The sequence below is a fragment of the Phormidium sp. CCY1219 genome (genome assembly GCF_055795085.1).
Genome location: NZ_JAYFEQ010000422.1, coordinates 1 through 5,015 on the forward strand (window position 1 = coordinate 1; position 5,015 = coordinate 5,015).

General features: G+C 51.0%; 5 protein-coding genes and 1 tRNA gene. 4 read left to right on the forward strand and 2 right to left on the reverse strand.

The window, feature by feature from the left end; translation table 11 throughout:
• A partial coding sequence (locus AC0QH1_RS09640; RefSeq protein WP_324630863.1) for a hypothetical protein occupies positions 1-191 on the reverse strand: 191 nt, incomplete at its 3' end.
• A gap of 338 nt (positions 192-529) precedes the next feature.
• Here AC0QH1_RS09640 and AC0QH1_RS09645 point away from each other — a divergent pair.
• Positions 530-667, forward strand: a complete 138-nt coding sequence (locus tag AC0QH1_RS09645; RefSeq protein WP_324630864.1) for a hypothetical protein — start codon at positions 530-532, stop codon at positions 665-667.
• 20 nt (positions 668-687) lie between these two features.
• Here AC0QH1_RS09645 and AC0QH1_RS09650 read toward each other — a convergent pair.
• Positions 688-761, reverse strand: a tRNA-Pro gene (locus AC0QH1_RS09650).
• Between the two features lie 156 nt (positions 762-917).
• Here AC0QH1_RS09650 and lipA point away from each other — a divergent pair.
• The 3 genes from lipA (at position 918) to sigC (ending at position 4,736) form a co-directional block, all read left to right on the forward strand.
• Positions 918-1,802, forward strand: coding sequence for a lipoyl synthase (gene lipA, locus AC0QH1_RS09655; protein ID WP_324630865.1), 885 nt, complete (start codon positions 918-920; stop codon positions 1,800-1,802).
• Complete coding sequence (locus AC0QH1_RS09660) at positions 1,799-2,755, forward strand: NAD(P)H-dependent glycerol-3-phosphate dehydrogenase (protein WP_324630866.1); 957 nt, start codon at positions 1,799-1,801, stop codon at positions 2,753-2,755. The genes lipA and AC0QH1_RS09660 overlap by 4 nt, the downstream gene beginning before the upstream one ends.
• A gap of 724 nt (positions 2,756-3,479) precedes the next feature.
• Positions 3,480-4,736, forward strand: coding sequence for an RNA polymerase sigma factor SigC (gene sigC / locus AC0QH1_RS09665; protein ID WP_324630867.1), 1,257 nt, complete (start codon positions 3,480-3,482; stop codon positions 4,734-4,736).
• Positions 4,737-5,015 lie beyond the last annotated feature (279 nt).

Here is a 5,015-nt window from a genome sequence, read left to right on the forward strand (position 1 = left end):
GGGTCAGTTGCCTTTCCTTCAGGCGCTTTACTAATGTAACAACCCCATTCGGGAATGTCAACCCTTTTTTGAAAAAAATTTTGGATTTTTTTTGAGTAACTGCTGAAACCTTTGCCAATCAAGGGTTTTAAGCGAAAATTTTTTTCGTTTTTTTGGTGGTAGGCCAGGATGGGCGGCTTGAGCTGGGACAAATTGGCTTCTGAGGATCCAATATTGGGGCATCAGCGGATTCTCCTTATATGCATATAAAGAGTAGAGTCTGGATAGTGATGGCTGTTGGATCCATAGAGAAAGAGTAGGATTGTCCGGTTTGGCCATATGGGATCCGTCAAGTTCTTCTCCTAGCTTCCACTGTTTTGGCAGTTAGGTGGAAGCCTTGTGGAGTGGCTACACCAGAGAATCAAGTCAAAGGAAGCATTTTTGCATCTTTCATGCCCGACGATCGCGCAATGCCCGTTGCAAAAGATGGGACGCCAGCGGGGTAGTCTTGGAGCCTGTGTTCTTTAATGGGTGAAAAGAAAAAGGAGGGGTGCGCGGTGAATGGGCGATCGCCCCCCAAGCCGATCGCAAGAAGGCGATCGCGGGAAAGCAAAATTGCCTGTCCGCGATCGCCCCGATGTTGGATCCACAAGTCCGATGCCCCACCGATATTCTAGGGCGAGCATGAGGATGCCACTCATAAAAAAATCGGGATGACTGGATTCGAACCAGCGGCCCCTTCGTCCCGAACGAAGTGCGCTACCAAACTGCGCTACATCCCGAAGCGTCATTGCTGTAAATCATTCTAGATCGACTTACAACATTTTGTAAACCCTTCTAGACCTTTTATTCTAGATTTACCAAAATCCAGTATAGATCGCGTGCCGCGTCTTTGGCTAGGATAGGATTGAAGTCTGTTTGAATTTCAAAGGGCACAGATGAGTGTAAAGCCAGATTGGTTGCGGGTAAAAGCCCCTCAAAGGGAGCGCGTTGGCAACGTTAAAGACATATTGCGGGATTTAGAGCTCAACACCGTTTGTGAAGAGGCATCCTGTCCGAATATTGGCGAGTGCTTCCACAATGGTACGGCAACGTTTCTGATTATGGGGCCTGCCTGTACTCGTGCTTGCCCCTACTGCGATATTGATTTCGAGAAAAAGCCGAAAGCCCTCGATCCGAGCGAACCGATCCGGTTAGCGGAGGCGGTGCGGCGGATGCGCCTCAATCATGTGGTGATTACTTCAGTGAACCGGGATGATTTGCCCGATGGGGGAGCTTCCCAGTTTGGGCGTTGCATTGAAGAGGTGCGTGCGGTATCGCCAGGAACGACGATTGAGGTATTAATTCCAGATCTGTGCGGGAATTGGGAAGCGTTAGAGAAAGTTTTAGCCGCCTCGCCGGAGGTACTCAACCACAATACGGAAACCATACCGCGCCTCTATCGCCAGGTAAGACCGCAAGGAAACTATCAACGAAGCCTAGAATTATTGCGCCGATCGCGAGAAATCGCGCCGTGGGTTTACACGAAATCTGGCATCATGGTGGGAATTGGAGAAACCGAGGCGGAAATCCGACAAGTCATGGAAGATTTGCGCGCGGTAGATTGCGATATTTTAACCATCGGTCAATACATGCAACCGACAAGGTTGCACCTGCCGGTGGCGAAATGGGTGACGCCGGAAGAATTCGCCGGATGGCAGGAATTTGGGGAATCGATCGGATTTTTGCAAGTAGTTTCATCGCCGCTGACGCGCAGTTCTTATCATGCGGAACAAGTACGCTCGCTAATGGAACGCTATCCCCGTCGTCAGGATAAATTATGAACGATGTGACTGCATCCGGTTCCCGGGGGAGTTCAAGATTCCCAAAAACCCTAGCTATTATTGGAGCTGGGGTCTGGGGAACCACATTAGGACATCTTGCTTCTCTCAATGGCCATCAGGTGCGTCTGTGGTCGCGCAGTCGCGATCGCAGCCTAAAAGAAACCATCCACGGCGCTCAGATTATTTTGTCGGCGGTTTCTATGAAAGGAGTCCCTGCAGTGGTTTCTCAAGTGCAGTCTTTAGAGTTGGCACCAGAGGCGATCGTGGTCACGGCGACTAAAGGACTCGACCCACAAACCACTTGCACTCCTTCCCAACTTTGGCAAAAGGGATTTCCCCAAAACCCGGTGGTGGTGTTAGCCGGACCGAATCTCTCGAAAGAAATTCAACAAGGATTACCTGCGGCTACGGCGGTGGCCAGCAGGGATCCCAGTGCTGCCGAACAAGTGCAAGAAGTGTTTGCCTCGCCCAGTTTTCGGGTTTACACCAATTCCGATCCATTGGGGGTAGAATTGGGAGGTACCCTAAAAAATGTAATGGCGATCGCATCGGGGGTTTGTGACGGTCTCAACCTGGGGACCAATGCAAAAGCGGCGTTACTCACCCGAGGACTGGCGGAAATCATCCGGATCGGCACCCATTGGGGCGCTCAAACTGAAACGTTTTATGGATTATCCGGACTCGGAGACCTCCTCGCTACTTGCAATAGTCCCCTCAGCCGCAACTATCAAGTGGGGTATCAACTGGCTCGAGGCAAGACCCTGGCGGATATTTTGCCGAGTTTAGAGGGGACTGCTGAAGGAGTCAACACTACGGGGGTATTAATCCAGCGAGCGAATCATCATGGGATTTCCATGCCGATTTCTTATCAAGTTCATCGGTTACTCGAAAGCCATATCACGCCGGAATCGGCAGTTGAAGCGCTAATGCTGCGAGATATCAAGCCTGAGTAAGGACTCGCCGATCTTTGGAAAGAGGCTTCGCCGCTCAAACCGATGGGATTTTCAAGAAGTCTGACTCAGGGAGTTCGATGGGATCGAGAATAACCGAGTTTGACGCCGCCCTTGCCTGGGATGAATCCTTCTTCAGTGGGACAGGTGCAGATTTTCCGAACCCGGCGCACCGAAAAAGCACCGTTTTCGTTGCTTTAAATTGCCTCAACAAGGGGCGGTGAAGCAAATTTTAGAATTTTTTAATAAAACGAATTACCAACTAGAGATAAAAAAGAGCGGCAAATCTAGGAGGCAAAAAACCTGAAAACGCGGTCTATGAGGGGGAAGGAGGAGGGATTGGAGATCTCGATACCATCAGTTAGTGATCCAAAACAGATCCGTCTGGTGATGAAGATTAACCGCCACTCTGACAGAAGTCACGCTAATGAATCGAAGCTCTACCTATACTTGGTATGACGGGTCAGATTGAGAAGTAGTTCTCGGCCAGACCCGTGCTGCCGTGATGTAAAAGGTTCCTTCGTCGGGATCGGGAAGCCAGTGGGTTGGAGGCGATGGTGCCCCACCGAGGGACTGGCGACCAGAAACTAAGACGGCTTCAGGACTGCGGGTTTTTTCCGTAGGAACACGTAGGAGTGAAGTATAGTCCCTAACGAAGGAGAGAATAGCAGCTAGGCAGCGATTCAGAGCAAATTACCGATCGCCTGGAGCAGCTGAGAGAATCACCATGCCAGGAATTTCTTTTTACCCTAACACTGAAGACGACAATCAACTGAACGCCCAAAATTTAGAGGGCGGGATCGAGGAGTCCGACGAAATGGACAAGGCGGACGACAAGATCGAGGTTGAATTTGACATTGACGATCGCCAAACCTCTAGCTTCCAACAAAGCCCCAGCCGCCGTACCACCGATTTGGTTCGGTTGTACCTCCAGGAAATCGGTCGGGTTCGCTTACTGGGGCGCGAAGAGGAGATTGGGGAAGCGCAAAAAGTCCAGCGCTACATGCAGCTCAAAGAAGAGCGCGAGCGCGCCGCAACGGACGAAAATCCCGAGATTCAACAGTATGTAAAACTGGTGAATGCTCGAGATCGCCTAACCTCCCAACTGGGGCATCGACCGTCCCTAGAAAAGTGGGCGGCACAGGGGGACATTCAAGTGAAAGACCTCAAGCCAATTTTAATCGCTGGCAAACGGAAGTGGGCCGAAATGGTTGGGTTGAGCGTCCAAGAACTGGAGCGGATCCAATCCGAGGGCATTCGAGCCAAAGAACACATGATCAAGGCCAACTTGCGCCTGGTGGTTTCGGTGGCCAAAAAATATCAAAACCGTGGCTTAGAACTGTTGGATTTAGTCCAAGAAGGAACCCTCGGGTTAGAGCGGGCGGTGGAGAAATTCGATCCGGCGCGGGGCTATCGGTTCAGCACATATGCTTATTGGTGGATTCGGCAGGGGATCACCCGGGCGATCGCCACTCAAAGCCGCACCATCCGCCTGCCGGTTCACATTACCGAAAAACTCAACAAAATCAAAAAAGCCCAGCGCAAACTCTCCCAAGAAAAAGGTCGCACGGCAAGTCTCGACGATATTGCCCTCGAACTGGAGATGACCCCCAATCAGGTGCGCGAAGTCTTGCTAAAAGTCCCGCGATCGGTCTCCTTAGAAACCAAAGTCGGGAAAGAAAAAGACACCGAACTCGGCGACTTACTAGAAACCGAAGATATCTCGCCAGAAGAAAAACTGATGCAAGAAGCCTTGCATCGGGATTTGCAACACCTGTTAGCCGATCTAACCAGTCGCGAGCGAGATGTAATTCGGTTGCGATTTGGGTTGAGTGACGGTCATCCCTACTCCTTGGCAGAAATTGGCCGCGCCCTCGATTTATCTCGAGAACGAGTGCGGCAAATCGAATCCAAGGCGCTGCAAAAGTTACGACAACCCAAGCGGCGCAATCGCGTCCGCGATTATCTCGAATCGTTGAGTTAAGAGGTCAATCCCAAGCTTCCCCCCCAGCCCTAGGTAGGAGTGCGTAGGCACGTGAAACCGAGGGCGATTTTCCGCCACTAGAAACGGATAGAGGGGGGCAAACGAAATTTGCGGTGTTATCTGCGCTCTTCACTGTTGGTGCTGCGATCGCCAAAACCCATAGAGTTGGCGATCGCAGTTTAGTCTATCAAAATTATCCCAATTGTTCATCAGAAATTAGGGTTGGTAAGGGGGAGAACGGAAACCCTCGTCATTTATGCGTAGGGAGGAGTTCTCCCC

What these genes read in the sequence shown, in the direction of transcription:
- lipA (WP_324630865.1), top strand. Translation starts at nt 918, where the DNA reads ATGAGTGTAAAGCCAGATTGGTTGCGGGTAAAAGCCCCTCAAAGGGAG.
- AC0QH1_RS09660 (WP_324630866.1), top strand. Translation starts at nt 1,799, where the DNA reads ATGAACGATGTGACTGCATCCGGTTCCCGGGGGAGTTCAAGATTCCCA.
- sigC (WP_324630867.1), top strand. Translation starts at nt 3,480, where the DNA reads ATGCCAGGAATTTCTTTTTACCCTAACACTGAAGACGACAATCAACTG.